This window comes from Phenylobacterium sp. LjRoot219 (assembly GCF_964252995.1).
Taxonomy (GTDB): domain Bacteria; phylum Pseudomonadota; class Alphaproteobacteria; order Caulobacterales; family Caulobacteraceae; genus Phenylobacterium.
Map to the genome: position 1 here is coordinate 892464 of NZ_CAXUQI020000002.1, position 15494 is coordinate 907957.

Here is a 15494-nt window from a genome sequence, read left to right on the forward strand (position 1 = left end):
CGCTGGGCGGCCGTGAGCCTAACGGAGGGCAGCCGCAGCCCTTCCGCCCTACCGCGGTCCCTTCGGCAGCCCCAGCACGCGCTCGGCGATGATGTTGCGCTGGATCTCGGCGGCGCCGCCGGCGATGGTTTCGGAGAAGGCGTCGAGGTAGTCGTGGGCCCAGCCGTGGGCGCCGACGGTCTGCGGCGCGTCGAGGCCGTAGAGGTCGATGGCCGCGGCGGTGACCCGCTGGGCGAACTCGGCGAAGGCCAGGCGGATCATCGAGCCGGAAGCGTCGGGCACCGCATGCTCGCTGTCGAGCGCGAAGCGGTAGTTCATCGCCCGGATCGCGGCGCCCTCGGCGCGCAGCTTGGCCAGGCGGGCGCGCATCTGCGGCCGGTCGGCCGGGCAGTCGGCGAGCAGCCGCTCGACCTCCAGGATGTGGCGCAGCAACAGCGCCAGCGCCGCGGTGCCGCGCTCGAAGCTGAGCGTCGCCATGGCGGTCGCCCAGCCGTTGTTCAGGCCGCCGACGACGTTGGCCAGCGGAATGCGCACGTCGTCGTAGAACACCTCGGCGAACTTCAGCACGCCGGCCATGGTGCGGATCGGCCGCACGGTGATGCCCGGCGTGTCCATCGGACAGATCACCCAGCTCAGCGCCTGGCCGGTCTTGGCGGTCGGGTCGGTGCGGATCAGCAGCTCCTGCACGTCGGCGATGTCGGCGAAGCTCGACCAGATCTTCTGGCCGTTGATCACCAGGGTGTCGCCGTCGACTTCGCCGCGGGTCTTGATCGAGGCCAGGTCGGAGCCGGAGCCGGGCTCGGAGAAGCCCTGGCACCAGATGGTCTCGCCGCCCAGGATCTTCGGCAGGTGCTCGGCCTTCTGGGCCTCGCTGCCGCAGGCGATCAGCGTCGGGCCGGCGTGGTTCAGGCCGACGAAGGAGGCGTCGAGCGGGGTCGGCGCGCCGGCGCGGGCGTACTCCTCGAACCAGACGATCTGCTCCAGCACCGAGAGCCCCCGGCCGCCGAACTCCTTCGGCCAGGCGATCCCGGTCCAGCCGCCCTCGGCCTGCTTGCGCTGCCAGCCGAGCACGAAGTCGCGGCTGGCGGGGCCGTCTTCCGGCGGCGCGCCCTGGGGGACGTTGGCTTCCAGCCAGGCGCGGGCGCGGGCGCGGAACTCGGTGATCGTCTCGGTCATCGGGCGGTCGTCCCTTTACGCAGCGCCAGCCACAGCAGAATCCGGCCAGGCGGCGAGCGCTGCGGCGCGGGCCTGACGGCTGCCGCCGCCGAGTTCGCCGGCCAGCGCGCGCAGCCGGTAGCTCCACAGGTGCAGCGGGAACTCGATGGTCAGGCCCATGGCCCCGGCGAACTGGTGCAGGTCGTAGGTGAACTGCGCGGTGCGGGTCTGCACGAAGCCGGCGGCGATCGCCGCGTCGGCCTCGGCGTCCGACCAGGCGGCGCGGAACGCCAGCCACTTGGCCGACTCGACGGTCTCGGCGGCCATCGCCAGCCGGTGCTGGATCGCCTGCAACGCGCCGAGCGGCTGGCCGAAGGCGTGGCGGGTCTTGACGTGTTCGAGGATGGCGTCGAGCGCCGAGGCCATCGACCCGGCGGCCTCGGTGGCGAGCGCGATCCGCCAGCGCCGGCGCAGGATCGCTGCGTCGCCGATCTCGACCTCCTCGACCCCGTCGAGGCTCTTCAGCCGGCCGTAGGGGTAGGCGAACAGGGTCTCGACCGGCTCGACGTTGGCCGGGTCGATGGTGATCATCGTCGCCTTGTCGCCGCGGTCGACCAGCAGCACCTGGGCCATCGGCAGGAACCGCGCCGGCTTCGTCGGGTCGCTGGTCAGGGCGACCGGACGGGTCCCGACCGGGACGTTCAGCGCCGGCGCGACGATCGACGAGGCGGCGGCCTCGACGACGCGCGGCAGGCGGGCCAGCCGCTCGACGATCAGCGCGGCGTCGAGGGCGCTGAAGCCCTCTTCGCGGGCGATGTCGAGGAAGCCGGATTCCGCCAGGGTCGCGTCGAGCTCGGCGTCATAGGCGAAGAAGACCGGCTCGACCGGCGGCGAGGCGTCGACCCCGGCCAGCAGCTGGTCGAGGCCGGCCATGATGGCGGCCTGGTCCTCGGTGAGGGCGTACTTCATTTGCGCTTGTCTCCCGGCAGCTCGAGCCAGCGGCGGGCGGTCAGGTTGAGTTGGATCTCGGCCGCGCCGGAGGCGACGCCGGCGGCGATGGCGCGCTGGTGGTGCGCCTGCTGCAGCGGATCCTCGCCGAGCAGGCCCTCGGGCAGGAATTCGGTCATGAACTCGTTGACGCCGTTGTCGGCGACCACGGTGGCCCAGCGGGCGACGCTGCCAAAGGCGTCCGGCGGCAGGTCGCGCGCCTTGCCGTCGACGATGCGGTAGACCAGCATCCGCGCCGCTTCGGTTAGCATCAGCGCCCGGCCGGCCTTCTCCTGGACGATCGGATCGTCCCAGCGGCCGTCGGCCTTCAGCTTGGCCACGGCGCGGTCGAGGGTGCGGCGCGAGAACTCGTAGCGGGCGATGCCGACGCGCTCGTGCTGCAGCACGTAGTTGATGATCTCCCAGGCCTGGCCTTCGGCCCCCAGGCGGTCGGTCTCCGGCACGAAGACGTCGTCGAAGAACACCTCGTGGATGTCGCCTTCGCCGATCAGCGCCGGGATCTGCTTCACCTGGATGCCCGGCGACTTCATGTCGGTCAGCAGGATGACGATGCCGGCCTTGCCGGCGGCGCCGCCGGCCGCCTGCGGCACCCGGGCCAGCAGGAAGCAGGTGTCGGCGTGGCCGGCGTAGGAGGTCCAGACCTTGGCGCCCGAAACCTTGTAGCCGCCCTCGACCGGGGTGGCGGTCGTGCGCAGCGCCGCCAGGTCGGAGCCGGCGCCCGGCTCGGAGAAGCCCTGGCACCACAGCGACTGGCCGGCGCGCATCGGCGGCAGGTGCTTCTCGAGCTGGGCCGGCGTGCCGTAGCGCATCAGCACCGGGCCGACCCAGTTGATGTTCATGTACTGGCCGCCGCGCGGCTCGCCCGCGGCCCACATCTCCTCGCCGAGGATGAACTGCAGCCAGACCGGCGCGTCGGCGCCGCCGTACTCGGCCGGCCAGTTCGGCACCAAGAGGCCTTCCTCGGCCAGCTTCGGGCAGAACTCGCGGGCGTAGGCGGTCTGCACGTCGCTGCCCGGACCGTGCAGCGACATCTCGTTCCAGTTCGCGGGCAGGGTGCGCGCCAGCAGCTCGCGGATCCGCGCCCGGTGCGCCTCTTCTTCGGCCGACCAACCGAATTCCATCAGATCAAACCTTCTCGTTGGCGGCGGGTGTGATGACCGAGCACATCGCTCAAACGACCTTGAGCTCCTGGAGCTCGGCGATGCGCGCCACGTCGTAGCCGAGCTCGCCGAGGATCTCGCGCGTGTGCTCGCCGATCAACGGCGGCGGGCGGCGGATGGTCGCCGGGCTGGCCGACATCTGCGCCAGCGGGCTGGCGATCAGATCGACCGAGCCGGCCTCGGCGTGCGGGTGCGGGGTCGTCGCGCGCAGCTGGCGGTGCTCCACCTGCGGATCCCGCCAGACGTCCTCGAGCTCGTTGTACTTCGCCGCCGGGATGCCGACGCTGTCGAACTTGGCGAGCAAGTCGGCGACGGTGAGCTGGCTGGACCAGGCGTTGATGATCCGGATCAGCTCGGCCTGGCCGGAGCGGGCGCGCTTGAAGTTGGAATCGAAGCGGTCGTCGGTGAACAGCTCAGGCTGCTCCATCAGCACGGTCAGGCGGCGATAATGCTCGTCGGTGCCGGCGGTGAGATAGACGATGCCGTCGCTGGCGTGCAGCAGGTCGGCCGGGCCGCCGCCGTTGCCGCCGTTGCCGAGCCGCGGCGGGGCGACGCCGCTGATCAGGTAGTCCTGCATGATGTGGCTGACCATCGCCACCGAGGTGTCGAGCAGGGCGATGTCGATGAACTGGCCTTCGCCGGTGCGCGAGCGGTGCATCAGCGCGCCGAGGATGGCCAGCGCGGTGTTGTGGCCGGTGATGAAGTCGACGAGGCTGGGGCCGGCCTTCAGCGGTCCGGCGCCCGGCTGGCCGTCGGGCAGGCCGGTCACCGCCATCATCCCACCCTGGGCCTGGAACAGGCCGTCGTAGCCGGGCAGCGCGGCGCTGGGGCCGGTCTGCCCGTAGCCGGTGACCGAGCAGTAGATCAGCCGCGGATTGATCGCCTTGAGGCTCTCGTAGTCGAGCCCGAAGCGCTTCAGGTCGCCGACCTTGTAGTTCTCGATCAGCACGTCGGCCGTCTCGGCCAGCTTGCGGATGATCTCCTGACCTTCCGGCTTGGAGTGGTTGAGCGTGATCGAGCGCTTGTTGCGGTTGGAGACGGTGAAGAAGCTCGACTGGCGGGTCTCGGCGCCGTCCTTGCCCTTGACCCAGGCGGTGCCGTAGCCGCGCCCGTCGTCGCCGACGCCGGGGCGTTCGACCTTGATCACGTCCGCGCCGAGATCGCCGAGGATCTGGGCGCCCACAGGCGCCGCGAACACGCGGCTCATGTCGATGACGCGGATGCCCTCGAGGGCGCTAGGTTTAGTCGTCATAGGCTGCCTCTACGGACGAGCGTCAATTGGGCCCCTCGCCGAAGGGCGCCCAAGGCGCCGCATTGATCATTTCCAAGCCGCAACGGCAAGAGCGGCCGGGGCGCTGCATTCCCGGTTCCGTTGGGGCGATGTCGGAGCGGGCGACGAAGGCCTGCGCCGAACGCCCCCTCAGTCGCCTTCGGCGACAGCTCCCCCGCTGAAGCGGTGGAGCATCTTAGCGCTCAGATCCTCCACCGCGAAGCGGGGGAGGTGGATCGGCGCGGGACGCGCCGAGACGGAGGGGGCGTTTTCAGCGCGCCCTCAGCTCAGGTCTGGACCCTATCGCCCAGGGTCAGTAGGGATGCCGTCGCAAATCTAGTCTCAGGAGCAAGCCGCGATGTCGGGTGAGGGATCCTATCATCCCAGCCAGGACCAGCTGGAGATCGTCGGCGCGGTCGACGACGCGCTGGTCGAGCTGCTGCCGCTCGCCCGGCTGCACCAGGGCGCCGAAGAGACCGCCGACGTCTGGACCCAGCTCGACGGGCTGGGCGCGTTCGGCATCGGCCTGGCCGAAGAGGCCGGCGGCAGCGGCCTGGGCGCGGCCGAAGAGGCGCTGATCGTCGTCTCGCTCGGCCGCCGGCTGGCCGCGCCGAGCGTGCTGGCGACCATCGCCGCCGCCCACGCCGGGCTCGACGCGACGCGCGCCGCCGCCGGCGGCACGCCGCGGGTCGCGGCCGGCTATCGCCGCGGCGGCAAGGTGGTGGCGGTCGGCGACGCCGAGGCGCAGTTCCTGCTGCTGCGCGAAGCCGACGGCGCGGCGCTCTATAACGCCGCGGCCGGAACCGAGCTCGACGGCCGCAACTGGCTGGCGCGGCTGGAGACGGTCGATGCGCTCGGCGCGCCGCTGGCGGTGTTCGACGCCAAGGCCCTGCTGCGCCTGCGGCTGCTCGACGCCGCGGCGCTGGCCGGCGTCGCCCAGGCCGCGGTCGACATGGCGGTCGAGTACGCCCAGATCCGCGAGCAGTTCGGCCGGCCGATCGGCGCCTTCCAGGCCGTCAAGCACCACTGCGCCAACATGGCGATCCAGGCGCGCAGCGCCCGCGACCAGGTCAGCTTCGCCGCGACGGCGATCGACCAGGGCCGCGCCGACGCCGAGCTGGCGGTCGAGAGCGCCCTGCTGGTCGCCGGCCACGCCGCGATCGAGAACGCCGGCAAGAACATCCAGATTCACGGCGGGATCGGCTTCAGCGACGAAGCGGACCCGCATCTGCTGGTGAAGCGGGCGCAGCTGCTGGCGACGCTCGCGGGCGGGATGGAGGCGGCCACCGACCGCCTGGCCGCCCTGCCGCCGGTCCATTGATCTAGGGAAGAAGAGAATGTCGAAGCAGGTTGCGATCATCACCGGCGCCTCGAGCGGGATCGGCTGGGGCACCGCCGTCAAGCTGCACCAACAGGGCATGGCCATCGTCGGCGTCGGCCGCGACGCCGAGAAGCTGGCCAAGCTGGAAGCCGAGATCGGCGATCCGGCCAACGTCGCGACGCTGGCCATCGACGTCACCAAGGACGAGGCGCCGAAGAAGATCGTCGACCTGGCGCTGGAGCGCTTCGGCCGCATCGACTTCCTGATCAACAACGCCGGCGCCGGCAGCCCCAAGCCGCTGCACGAAACCGACGACGAGATGCTCGACTACTTCCTGGGCCTGATGCTGCGCGCGCCGTTCCGCCTGGCGCGCGAGGCCATCGTCCACATGAAGCCGGGCTCGGCGATCATCAACGTCAGCTCGACCTTCGCGGTGATCGGCGGCCGCCGCGGCGGCGCCTATTCCGCGGCCAAGGGCGGGCTGACCGCGCTGACCACCCACATCGCCACCCAGTACGGGCCCGAGGGCATCCGCTGCAACGCCGTGGTGCCGGGCGTCACCGTCACGCCGATGGTCGAGCACCGCCTGGAGGACGAGACCTTCAAGCGCATCAACGTCGAGATGACGCCCTATCCGCGGCTCGGCACCATCGAGGACATCGCCTCGACCATCGCCTTCCTCTGCTCGCCGGGCGCCGAATTCATCAACGGCCAGAACATCGTCGTCGACGGCGGCTGGAGCTCGACCAAGTACCTCTCCGACCGCGCGCTGACGACCGACTGGGTCGAGCGGAAGTAGGGCTGAGGCCGCTGACCGCGGCGAGCCGGGGCTAACGCTTCGGCTTGCCGAGTTCGCGCCAGCTGCGCTCTTCGAGCGCGACGTCGAACTTCTTCGCCGCGGCCTGGATCCGCTTCCAGGCTTCGTCGCGTTCGGCGTCGCTGACGCCCTCGACCTGGTCGAAGCGGGCCACGGCGTTGCGCACGTGGCTGGCGTCCTCCAGCGGCTCCTTGCGCTGTTTCGGGAAGGCGTACTGCCGACCGCTCAAGCGGTCGCGATCGTCCTGATCAAGCCTGGGCACGGGGTACTCTCCGCTGAACACTCCACGGCGGCGCGAACGCGCGGGCTGGCCGACGGCTCCCGGACCCTGCGTCAGTCGATGAGCAGGGCCACGCCGACCATCGCGCGGACCAGCAGGGCGGCGCTGAACCCGCCGATCGCGGCGACGAAGATCTGATGCTTGGACATGCGGCCAGCCTAGGGGATCGCCCGGCCAGGCCCAATTATACGGTCCTTATAAAGGCCGGCCGGCGGCCGGGGATCAGAGCGCGCCCCGGCTTGACGGTCAGTCGACAACGGCGTTGATGAGCGGTCGAGGGCGCGGCGCGCCGGTCCCGGACAACAGCCTCGACGGCGACGGGACGATGGGCGCGCCTTGGACCGCACCACAGGGAGGATGATCGGTATGGCGATGCAGTTCGGGCGCTTTGTGGCGGAACAACCCCCGGGCCTGGCCGAGGGGTGGACGCTGGAGCGGATCACGCCGGTGAGCCGCCTCTACGGCGCCAACGGCATCCGCACCGGCGCTGACGGCCGGATCTATGTGGCCCAGGTCTCCGGCAGTCAGATCAGCGCCATCGATCCTGAGACCGGCGCGGTCGAGGCGATCAGCCCGATGGGCGGCGGCATCGTCGGGCCCGACGACCTGGTGTTCGACGACGAGGGCAATCTCTACGCGACCGAGATCACCGAGGGTCGGGTCAGCGTCCTCCAGACCAACGGCCAGACCCGGGTGATCTACGGCGACATCCCGGTCGCCAACCCGATCACCTTCCACCAGGGCCGGCTGATCGCCGGCGAGCTGCGGATGGGCGGCCGTATCCTCGAGCTCGACCGCAATGGCGGGGAGCCGAAGGTGCTGGCGGCCGACATTCCGATGGTCAATGCCTTCGACGTCGGGCCAGACGGGATGCTGTACTTCCCGGCCCAGGCGGCCAACGAGATCTGGCGCGTCAGCCTCGACGGCAAGGGCGTACCGGAGAAGGTGGCCGGCGACCTCGGCGTGCCGGACTCCGTGAAGTTCGACTCCAAGGGCCGGATCGTCTCGACCCAGGTGCACAGCGGCCAGGTGCTGCGGATCGACCCGCGCACCGGCGCCCGCGAAGTGCTCGCCGACATCGCGCCCGGCCTCGACAACGTGGCGTTCGTCGGCGACCGGATCTTCGTCTCCAGCATCCCCGGCTACGTCCACGAGATCCTCGAGGGCGGCAAGCTGCGCGATGTCATCCCGGGCGGCTTCAACTGGCCGCTGGGCATGGCCATGGGCGAGGACGGCGTGCTGTTCGTCGCCGACGGCCCGTTCAGCTACAGCCTGAAGCCGGGCGGCGCGCCGCAGATCCTCGGCATGCTGTTCACCCCCGGCAGCCCGGGCTACGTCCGCGGCGTCGCCGCCGCCGGGCCGGGCGAGTTCGTGGTGACGATCGCCACCGGCCAGGTCTCCCGCTGGCGGCCGGCGCAGCAGGAAAGCGAAGTCCTGGCCGACGGCTTCGACCGGCTCTACGGCGTGGCGATCGCGCCCGGCGGGGCCGTGGTCTTCGCCGAAGCCGGCGGCGGGCGGGTGCTGTCCGTCGAGGGCGGCAAGGTCGAGACCCTGGCGAGCGGGCTCAAGGAGCCTTCCGGCGTCGCGGTCGGCTCGGACGGCGCGGTCTATGTCGCCGAGTCGCACGGCGGCCGGGTGGTCAAGGTGTCCGGCGGCAAGGCCGAGACCGTGGTCGACGGCCTGACGACGCCGCAGGGCCTGCTGGTCCGTGACGGCCGTCTCTACATCGTCGACGCCGGCGCCAAGGCGCTGGTCGAATACGAGCTGAACAGCGGCGCGCGGCAGACCATCGCCGCCAACCTGCCGGTCGGCTCGCCTCCGGGCGTGACGCCGAAGTTCCTCGGCGCGATCGGCGACATGTCGGGCCCGATGGGCCCATTCGCCGGCATCACCGCCGGCGCCGACGGCACCCTCTACGTCTCGGCCGACGCCGAAGGGAGCGTGCTGGCGGTGCGCCGGGCCTAGTCAAACAAGCCCGTCATCTCGGACGGCCGGCAAGGCCGATCCGGGATGACGGGACTTTGGTTACCCCTCGCGCTTGCCGAACACCGGCTTGCGCTTCTCCTTCAGCGCCTGGATCGCCTCGCGGTGATCGGCGCCGCGGACGGTCAGCGACTCATAGGCGATGCCGGCGTCCATCACCGCGGTGGCGATGCGCTTCAGCTCGAGGTTGGTGAGGATCTTGGTGTAGCGGATGGCGTTGGCCGAGCCGTTCAGCAGCTTGTCGCAGAAGGCGTCGACCGCCGCGTCGAGCTCCTCAAGCGGGACCGCGTGGTTGATCAGGCCGATCTCTTCGCCGCGCTTGGCGGTGAGCAGGTCGCCGCTCAGCAGGAACTCCTTCGCCCGGCCGAGGCCGATCCGGTAGGCCCAGATCGCCGCGCCGCCGTCGCCGGCCACCAGGCCGATGTTGACGTGCGGGTCGCCGATCTTGGCGGTCTCGGCGGCGAAGACGATGTCGCACATCAGAGCGATGGTCGCGCCGAGGCCGACCGCGTGGCCGTTCATCCGGCAGATCAGCGGCTTGTCGAGGTCGAGCATCGCAAAGACGATGCGCTTGGCGGCCCGCGCTTCCTGGTCGAACAGCTCGGGGTTGGTGGCGTTGCGCCACATGTGGTCGAGGTCGCCGCCGGCCGAGAAGGCGCGGCCCGCGCCGGTCAGCACGACCACGTCGGAGTCGGGGTCGGTGGCGGCGAACTTGAAGACTTCCGGCAGCTCCTCGTGCAGCGCCAGGTTGACGGCGTTCAGCGAGTCCGGCCGGTTCAGGGTGATCGTCAGCAGCCGCCCCTTGCGGGCGAGCTCGATCGTCTCATAGCGCGGCAGGCTCCCGGACGCAGTCATGTCGTAGCTCCTCCTTGCCGGCGGCCGACCCCGCGCCGCGGCTTGTCCGTCAGCCTATAGAGCATCGCTTCACCGGGCAGGAGGGGCGTTTCAGCCGTCGGCGGCGATCGCGTGGAAGAAGCTGCCGCTGACCGCGCCGCGACGGCCGCCGGCGAGGCCGAGGTCGGCGCCTTGCGCGTCGTGCAGCCGCGCCAGCGGCGGGTCGGTCCCCGGATCGACGAGGCTCGCATAGTGGAACTCGTGGCCGCGGACCACGCTTGCGCCGAACGGCGAAGGGCCGAGGAACTCCGCGCGCCGATAGCCGAGGTTCAGCTTGCGCCGGGCGAACGAGGTCGCGTGGCTGAGCAGGCCGGTCATCTCGTGGGTCTCGCCGGCGGCGTCCTCGAGCGTGCGGCCCAGCACCATGTAGCCGCCGCATTCGCCATGCACCGGCCGGGTGGCGGCGAACCGCTGCAGGCCGGCCTTGAACCGCGTCGCCGCGGCCAGCGCCGGTGCATGCAGTTCGGGATAGCCGCCCGGCAGCCAGCAGACGTCGCAGGCCTCCGGCGGCGGCTCGTCGGCCAGCGGCGAGAAGAAGGCGATCTCGCAGCCTGCGGCGCGCCACTGCTGCAGGTGGTGCGGGTAGATAAAGCTGAAGGCTGCGTCCCGGGCGAGCGCGATGCGCTGGCCCGGCGGCTGGAGCAGCGGCTCGGCGGCGGCGGCGTCGAGCACCGGCCCGCTCGCCAGCGCGATGATCCGGTCGAGGTCCAGATGCGTCTCGGCCAGGTCGGCCACGCGGTCGAACAGCGCGGCGAGGGCAGGGTGTTCCTGCGCCTGGACCAGGCCAAGGTGGCGTTCCGGCATGACCAGGCCCGGGTCGCGCGGCAGGGCGCCGAGCAGTGGAATTCCGCTCGCCTCCAAAGCCGGGGCGACGCCCGCGCGATGCCGCTCGCTGGCGACCCGGTTGAGCACGACGCCGGCGATCTCCACGCCCGGGGCATGGCCGACGAAGCCGCGCGCCACCGCCGCGGCGGTCTGCGACTGGCCGGTGACGTCCAGCACCAGGACGACCGGCAGGCGGAACTGGGCGGCCAGGTCGGCGCCGGCGCCGCAGCGGCCCGGCTCGCCGGCGACGCCGTCGAACAGGCCCATCGCCGACTCGACGACCAGCAGCTCGCCGCTTGGCGCAGCAGTCGCCACCAAGGCCGCGCGCTGGCCAGGGCCCATCGCCCAGCTGTCCAGGTTGAAGGCGGGCGCGCCGGTGGCGGCGCTGTGGAACGCCGGGTCGATGTAGTCCGGGCCGGCCTTGGCCGCGCGCACCGCCACACCGCGCCGGCGGATTGCGGCGAGCAGCGCCAGCGTCACGGTCGTCTTGCCGGCGCCGGAGTTCGGCGCGGCGATCATCAGTCCGCGGAGCCTGCTCACGCGGCGTTGGTCCGGCAAACGGTCACCATCAGGAGGCGGCGCCTACGAACTCGTGGCGCGCGCCCTGGAAGTCCGCGGGCGCGATCGCGAAGCCGGCGGAGACGCAGTCTTTGCGCGTCGTCCGGAGCCCCTTCTTGCGCACCCAGGCCTCGGCCGCCGCCTCGTCCTCGACCCGCCAGACCATTGCATGCACCCCGGAAGTCGGCGGCTTGAGGAAGTCGCCGAGCGGGCCGCTCTCCGGGTCGTCCGGCTGGAGGAAGGCGACGTTGGTCTCGGCCAGGCGCAGCAGCACGCGGCGGCCGGGTTGGGGCCCGTCGATCCGACCGTCGGCCAGCAGCTCGCCGTCGAGCAGGCCGGTGAAGAAGCCGAGCACGGCGTCGGCGTCGCGGGTCACGCAGGCGATGTGGTCGAGCTTGAGGATCGTCATCGGGTGCCCGTCCGACCAGTCGGGCCGCCAGCCGCGCCGGTCGTAGGGGTCGTTCGGCATCGGCGTCTCGCAGGCCTCGAGCAGCACCCCGCCGGTCGACTCCGGACGCACGTAGAAGAAGAAGCCGTACTCGGCCGACAGCTTGCAGCCGGCCGCCTTCAGCTGCGCGGCGACCGCCGGGCCGTCGTCGACGGCGATCTCGAACGAGTGCAGCCCTTCGCCGTAGCGCTGCAGGTAGCGGGCGAACGGCTTGTCGGCTCGGGCGGGATCGCGCGGCGCCATCGGCTCGACCATGAAGTCGGCGACATAGAGCAGCGCCATGTCGCGGTCCTCGGCCTCGAAGTAGCCCTCCGCGAAGATCAGCCCGCCGAGGACGTCGAGGTATTTGGCGCGGCAGGCGGCGATGTCGCCCACCGCGTGGATCGTGTGCACGATCCGCTTGATCTTGATCCGCGCGCCCGGCGCCGCTTCAGTCGTCATGCACCAGCATCACACATCGGCCGCCGATCGACGACAGCGCGCGACGCGAGCTATCAGGGTTCGTTCAACGTCGGGGGAGGGCGCCTTGGAGCTGTCGAAGGTCGATCCGGAGCTGCGCAAGCCGCTCCGCAAGACGACGGTGCTGCCGCTGGAGGCGGCGTGGGCGCAGCGTCTGGCCCAGGCGCTGCTCGGGGTCGCGCCGGCCGGCAAGACCGCGGGCGTGCGGCTGGAGATCGTCAAGTCGCCGGTGTCGCCGTTGCGGGTCTATCACCCGAAGGCGCGCCGCTCGGCCGGGGCGCTGCTCTGGATCCATGGCGGCGGCTACATCATCGGCCGTGCGGTGCAGAGTGACCGCATCTGCGGCGAGGTCGCCCGAACGCTCGGCGTCACCGTCGTCTCGGTCGACTACCGGCTGGGCGCATTCCCCGGGCCGCTCGACGACTGCCATGCCGCGTGGCGGTGGCTGCAGCAGGCGGCGCCGGGGCTGGGGATCGATCCGGCCCGGGTGGCGGTCGGCGGCGAGAGCGCCGGCGGCGGGCTGGCCGCCTGCCTGGTCCTGCGGCTGCGCGACGAAGGCGGGGTCCAGCCCTGCGGGCAGTGGCTGTTCTCGCCGATGCTCGACGACCGGACCGCCGCGCACCGCGAGCTCGACGCGCCGGCGCACCTGGTCTGGCATAATCGCCTCAACGCGCTCGGCTGGGGCGCCTACCTGGGCCACGAGCCGGGCCAGGCTGATCCGCCGGCCCACGCCGCCGCGGCCCGGCGCCGGGAGCTGAGCGGGCTGCCGCCGGCCTGGATCGGCGTCGGCGACATCGATCTGTTTTGCGCTGAGGACCGCCTGTACGCCGAGCGGCTGCAGAAGGCCGGCGTCCCGGTGACGTTCGAGATCGCTCCCGGGGCGCCGCACGGCTTCGAGGCCTGGGCCCCGGAGGCGGCGGTCAGCCGTCGGCATTTCAAGGCGGCGGAGGCCTGGCTGGCCGGAGTGCTCGCGGCCTGACCGACCCTGGCCGTCAGGCGGCTTCGCGGCGGAGCAGGGCGGTGCGCTTGCACTGGCAAACCAGCTCGTCGGCCTGGTTGTAGGTGCGGTGCTCGAACACCACCAGGCCCTGGGTCGGGCGCGACTTGCTCGGCCGCTTGTCGAGGACCGTGGTCTCGACCCTGAGCGTGTCGCCGATGAACACCGGCTTGGGCATCACCACCTCGTCGTAGCCGAGGTTGGCGACCAGGGTGCCGAGCGTCGTGTCGCCGACCGAGATGCCGATCATCAGCCCGAAGGTGAAGATGCCGTTGACCACGATCCGGCCGAACTCGGTGGCGCCGGCGTACTCGGCGTCGAGGTGCAGCGGCTGCGGATTGTGCGTCAGGGCCGAGATCAGCAGGTTGTCGGTCTCGGTCACCGTGCGGCGCAGGTCGTGGCGCAGGACCTCGCCGATCTCCCAGGCGTCGTACAGCTTGCCGGCCATTACGCGACTTCCTCTTGCGGCTCGAGCTTCACCAGCAGGACGTGCTCGGCGACCCGATCGCCCTTCTTGACCGACACCGTCGCCACCACGCCGTCGAACGGCGCGGTCAGCGTGTGCTCCATCTTCATCGCTTCGAGCACCACCAGCGGCGCGCCCTTGGCGACCGTCTGGCCCTCAGTGACCATCACGTCGACGATCAGCCCGGGCATGGTCGACTCGATCTGGCCGTCGCCGGCCTCCTCGCGCCCGGCCTCGGTCTTCGGTAGCGTCAGCGCGTAGGGCTCGCCGTTCTCGAAGACGATGAAGTCGCGGCCCGAGACCACGACCTTGAGATCGTGCGGCCGGGTCTCCGGCATCAGCTGGATGTCGTGCTTGTGGCCTTCGTGGGTCAGCTGCGCGCGGACCTGCGGGTCGGCGTTCAGCCGGAAGCCGGTCAGCGCCGTCGGCACCCCGCTGCGCGCCACCGCCTCGTTGGCCGCCGATTGCAGCACCGCCGTCGACGGCTCGGCCGGCGGCACCAGCCGGTCGAGCCGGTCGGCGATGAAGTTGGTCTCGACCGCGCCCGACAGGAAATCGGGGTCGGCGAGCGCGCGGGCCAGGAAGCCGGCGTTGGTCTTCACCGGATAGACCTCGACCGCGCGGCAGGCGGCGGCGAGCTCGGCCGCGGCGGCCTCGCGGGTCGGGCCGTAGGCGATCAGCTTGGCGATCATCGGGTCGTAGAACGGCGTGACCACGCCGCCTTCCTCGACCGCGCTGTCGATCCGCACGCTGGTCGGCAGGCGGAAGTGGTCCAGCCGGCCGATCGACGGCAGGAAGCCGGTGTGCGGGTTCTCGGCGTAGAGCCGCGCCTCGATCGAATGGCCGCGGCGCGGGATGTCGGCTTGCGCCAGCGGCAGCGTCTCGCCGGAGGCGACGCGCAGCTGCCACTCGACCAGGTCCTGGCCGGTGATCGCCTCGGTGACCGGATGCTCGACCTGCAGGCGGGTGTTCATCTCCATGAACCAGATGCGGTCGGCGCGCAGGCCCTCGCCGGCGTCGGCGATGAATTCGATGGTGCCGGCGCCCTCGTAGTTGACCGCCTGGGCGGCGCGCACCGCGGCCTGGCAGACCGCCTCGCGCACCTCCTCGGACATGCCGGGGGCCGGGGCCTCCTCGATGACCTTCTGGTGGCGGCGCTGCAGCGAGCAGTCGCGCTCGTACAGGTGCACGACGTTGCCGTGGCTGTCGGCGAACACCTGCACCTCGATGTGGCGCGGGCGGGTGACGTAGGTCTCCAAGAGCACCCGGTCGTCGCCGAAGGCGCCGGTCGCCTCGCGCCGACAGGAGGCGAGGGCGGCGGCGAAGTCCTGGGCCGCATCGACCCGCCGCATGCCCTTGCCGCCGCCGCCGGCCACCGCCTTGATTAGCACCGGGAAGCCGATGCGCTCGGCCTCGGCCTGCAGCCGCGCGTCCGACTGGTCGTCGCCCATGTAGCCCGGGGTCACCGGCACGCCGGCGTCGGCCATCAGCTTCTTGGCGGCGTCCTTCAGACCCATGGCGCGGATCGACGAAGGCGGCGGGCCGACCCAGATCAGGCCGGCGGCGGTCACCGCTTCGGCGAACGCGGCGTTCTCCGACAGGAAGCCGTAGCCGGGATGGATGGCCTGGGCGCCGGTCTGCTTGGCCGCATCGAGGATCTTGGCCCCGACCAGATAGCTCTCGGCCGCGGGGGCCGGGCCGATCGCCACGGCCTGGTCGGCCTCGCGGACGAACGGGGCCTGGGCGTCGGCGTCGGAGTAGACCGCGACGGTGCGGATCCCCAGCCGGCGGCAGGTGCGGATGATGCGGCGGGCGATTTCGCCGCGATTGGCGATGAGCAGCGACTGCAACAT

The 15494-nt window shown here is 71.5% G+C and carries 14 protein-coding genes; 4 read left to right on the plus strand and 10 right to left on the minus strand.

The genetic code is table 11. The features are described from left to right. Positions 1-48: 48 nt before the first annotated feature. The 4 genes from ACSQ14_RS22130 to ACSQ14_RS22145 are packed head-to-tail and all read right to left on the minus strand — an operon-like array spanning position 49 to position 4575. Positions 49-1176, minus strand: coding sequence for an acyl-CoA dehydrogenase family protein (locus tag ACSQ14_RS22130; RefSeq protein WP_436016566.1), 1128 nt, complete (start codon positions 1174-1176; stop codon positions 49-51). Positions 1177-1191: 15 nt separating this feature from the next. After that, positions 1192-2124, minus strand: a complete 933-nt coding sequence (locus tag ACSQ14_RS22135) for an acyl-CoA dehydrogenase family protein (protein ID WP_436016568.1) — start codon at positions 2122-2124, stop codon at positions 1192-1194. After that, positions 2121-3284, minus strand: coding sequence for an acyl-CoA dehydrogenase family protein (locus ACSQ14_RS22140; RefSeq protein WP_436016570.1), 1164 nt, complete (start codon positions 3282-3284; stop codon positions 2121-2123). Before ACSQ14_RS22140 ends, ACSQ14_RS22135 begins: the two co-directional genes overlap by 4 nt. A 49-nt stretch (positions 3285-3333) precedes the next feature. Then, the gene (locus ACSQ14_RS22145) at positions 3334-4575 is read right to left on the minus strand and encodes a CaiB/BaiF CoA transferase family protein (protein WP_436016572.1); all 1242 of its coding nucleotides are present in this window, start codon (positions 4573-4575) and stop codon (positions 3334-3336) included. A gap of 376 nt (positions 4576-4951) precedes the next feature. Here ACSQ14_RS22145 and ACSQ14_RS22150 point away from each other — a divergent pair, with 376 nt between their 5' ends. Both ACSQ14_RS22150 and ACSQ14_RS22155 read left to right on the plus strand, forming a co-directional pair. Further along, a complete protein-coding gene (locus ACSQ14_RS22150; protein WP_436016574.1) occupies positions 4952-5914 on the plus strand; it encodes an acyl-CoA dehydrogenase family protein in 963 nt (320 codons plus the stop codon). A gap of 16 nt (positions 5915-5930) precedes the next feature. Beyond that, positions 5931-6713, plus strand: coding sequence for an SDR family NAD(P)-dependent oxidoreductase (locus ACSQ14_RS22155; protein WP_436016576.1), 783 nt, complete (start codon positions 5931-5933; stop codon positions 6711-6713). 31 nt (positions 6714-6744) lie between these two features. Here the strand turns inward: ACSQ14_RS22155 and ACSQ14_RS22160 are convergent, their stop codons facing one another. Beyond that, positions 6745-6993, minus strand: a complete 249-nt coding sequence (locus ACSQ14_RS22160) for a DUF6582 domain-containing protein (RefSeq protein WP_436016578.1) — start codon at positions 6991-6993, stop codon at positions 6745-6747. A gap of 384 nt (positions 6994-7377) precedes the next feature. Here ACSQ14_RS22160 and ACSQ14_RS22165 point away from each other — a divergent pair, with 384 nt between their 5' ends. Further along, positions 7378-8976, plus strand: coding sequence for a Vgb family protein (locus ACSQ14_RS22165; RefSeq protein WP_436016580.1), 1599 nt, complete (start codon positions 7378-7380; stop codon positions 8974-8976). Between the two features lie 60 nt (positions 8977-9036). Here the strand turns inward: ACSQ14_RS22165 and ACSQ14_RS22170 are convergent, their stop codons facing one another. From ACSQ14_RS22170 to ACSQ14_RS22180, 3 genes are all read right to left on the minus strand, one after another. Beyond that, positions 9037-9849, minus strand: a complete 813-nt coding sequence (locus ACSQ14_RS22170; protein WP_436016582.1) for an enoyl-CoA hydratase/isomerase family protein — start codon at positions 9847-9849, stop codon at positions 9037-9039. 90 nt (positions 9850-9939) lie between these two features. After that, complete coding sequence (locus ACSQ14_RS22175) at positions 9940-11253, minus strand: cobyrinate a,c-diamide synthase (RefSeq protein WP_436016584.1); 1314 nt, start codon at positions 11251-11253, stop codon at positions 9940-9942. A gap of 28 nt (positions 11254-11281) precedes the next feature. Next, complete coding sequence (locus tag ACSQ14_RS22180; RefSeq protein ID WP_436016586.1) at positions 11282-12160, minus strand: VOC family protein; 879 nt, start codon at positions 12158-12160, stop codon at positions 11282-11284. 85 nt (positions 12161-12245) lie between these two features. Here ACSQ14_RS22180 and ACSQ14_RS22185 point away from each other — a divergent pair, with 85 nt between their 5' ends. Next, on the plus strand, positions 12246-13157 hold the full coding sequence (locus ACSQ14_RS22185; protein WP_436016588.1) for an alpha/beta hydrolase: 912 nt from the start codon (positions 12246-12248) through the stop codon (positions 13155-13157). A gap of 13 nt (positions 13158-13170) precedes the next feature. Here ACSQ14_RS22185 and ACSQ14_RS22190 read toward each other — a convergent pair whose 3' ends face one another. Then, positions 13171-13623 carry a MaoC family dehydratase gene (locus ACSQ14_RS22190; protein ID WP_436016590.1) on the minus strand — a complete coding sequence of 151 codons (453 nt, stop codon included), beginning with the start codon at positions 13621-13623 and terminating at the stop codon, positions 13171-13173. Next, positions 13623-15494 carry an acetyl/propionyl/methylcrotonyl-CoA carboxylase subunit alpha gene (locus ACSQ14_RS22195; protein ID WP_436016592.1) on the minus strand — a complete coding sequence of 624 codons (1872 nt, stop codon included), beginning with the start codon at positions 15492-15494 and terminating at the stop codon, positions 13623-13625. The genes ACSQ14_RS22190 and ACSQ14_RS22195 overlap by 1 nt, the downstream gene beginning before the upstream one ends.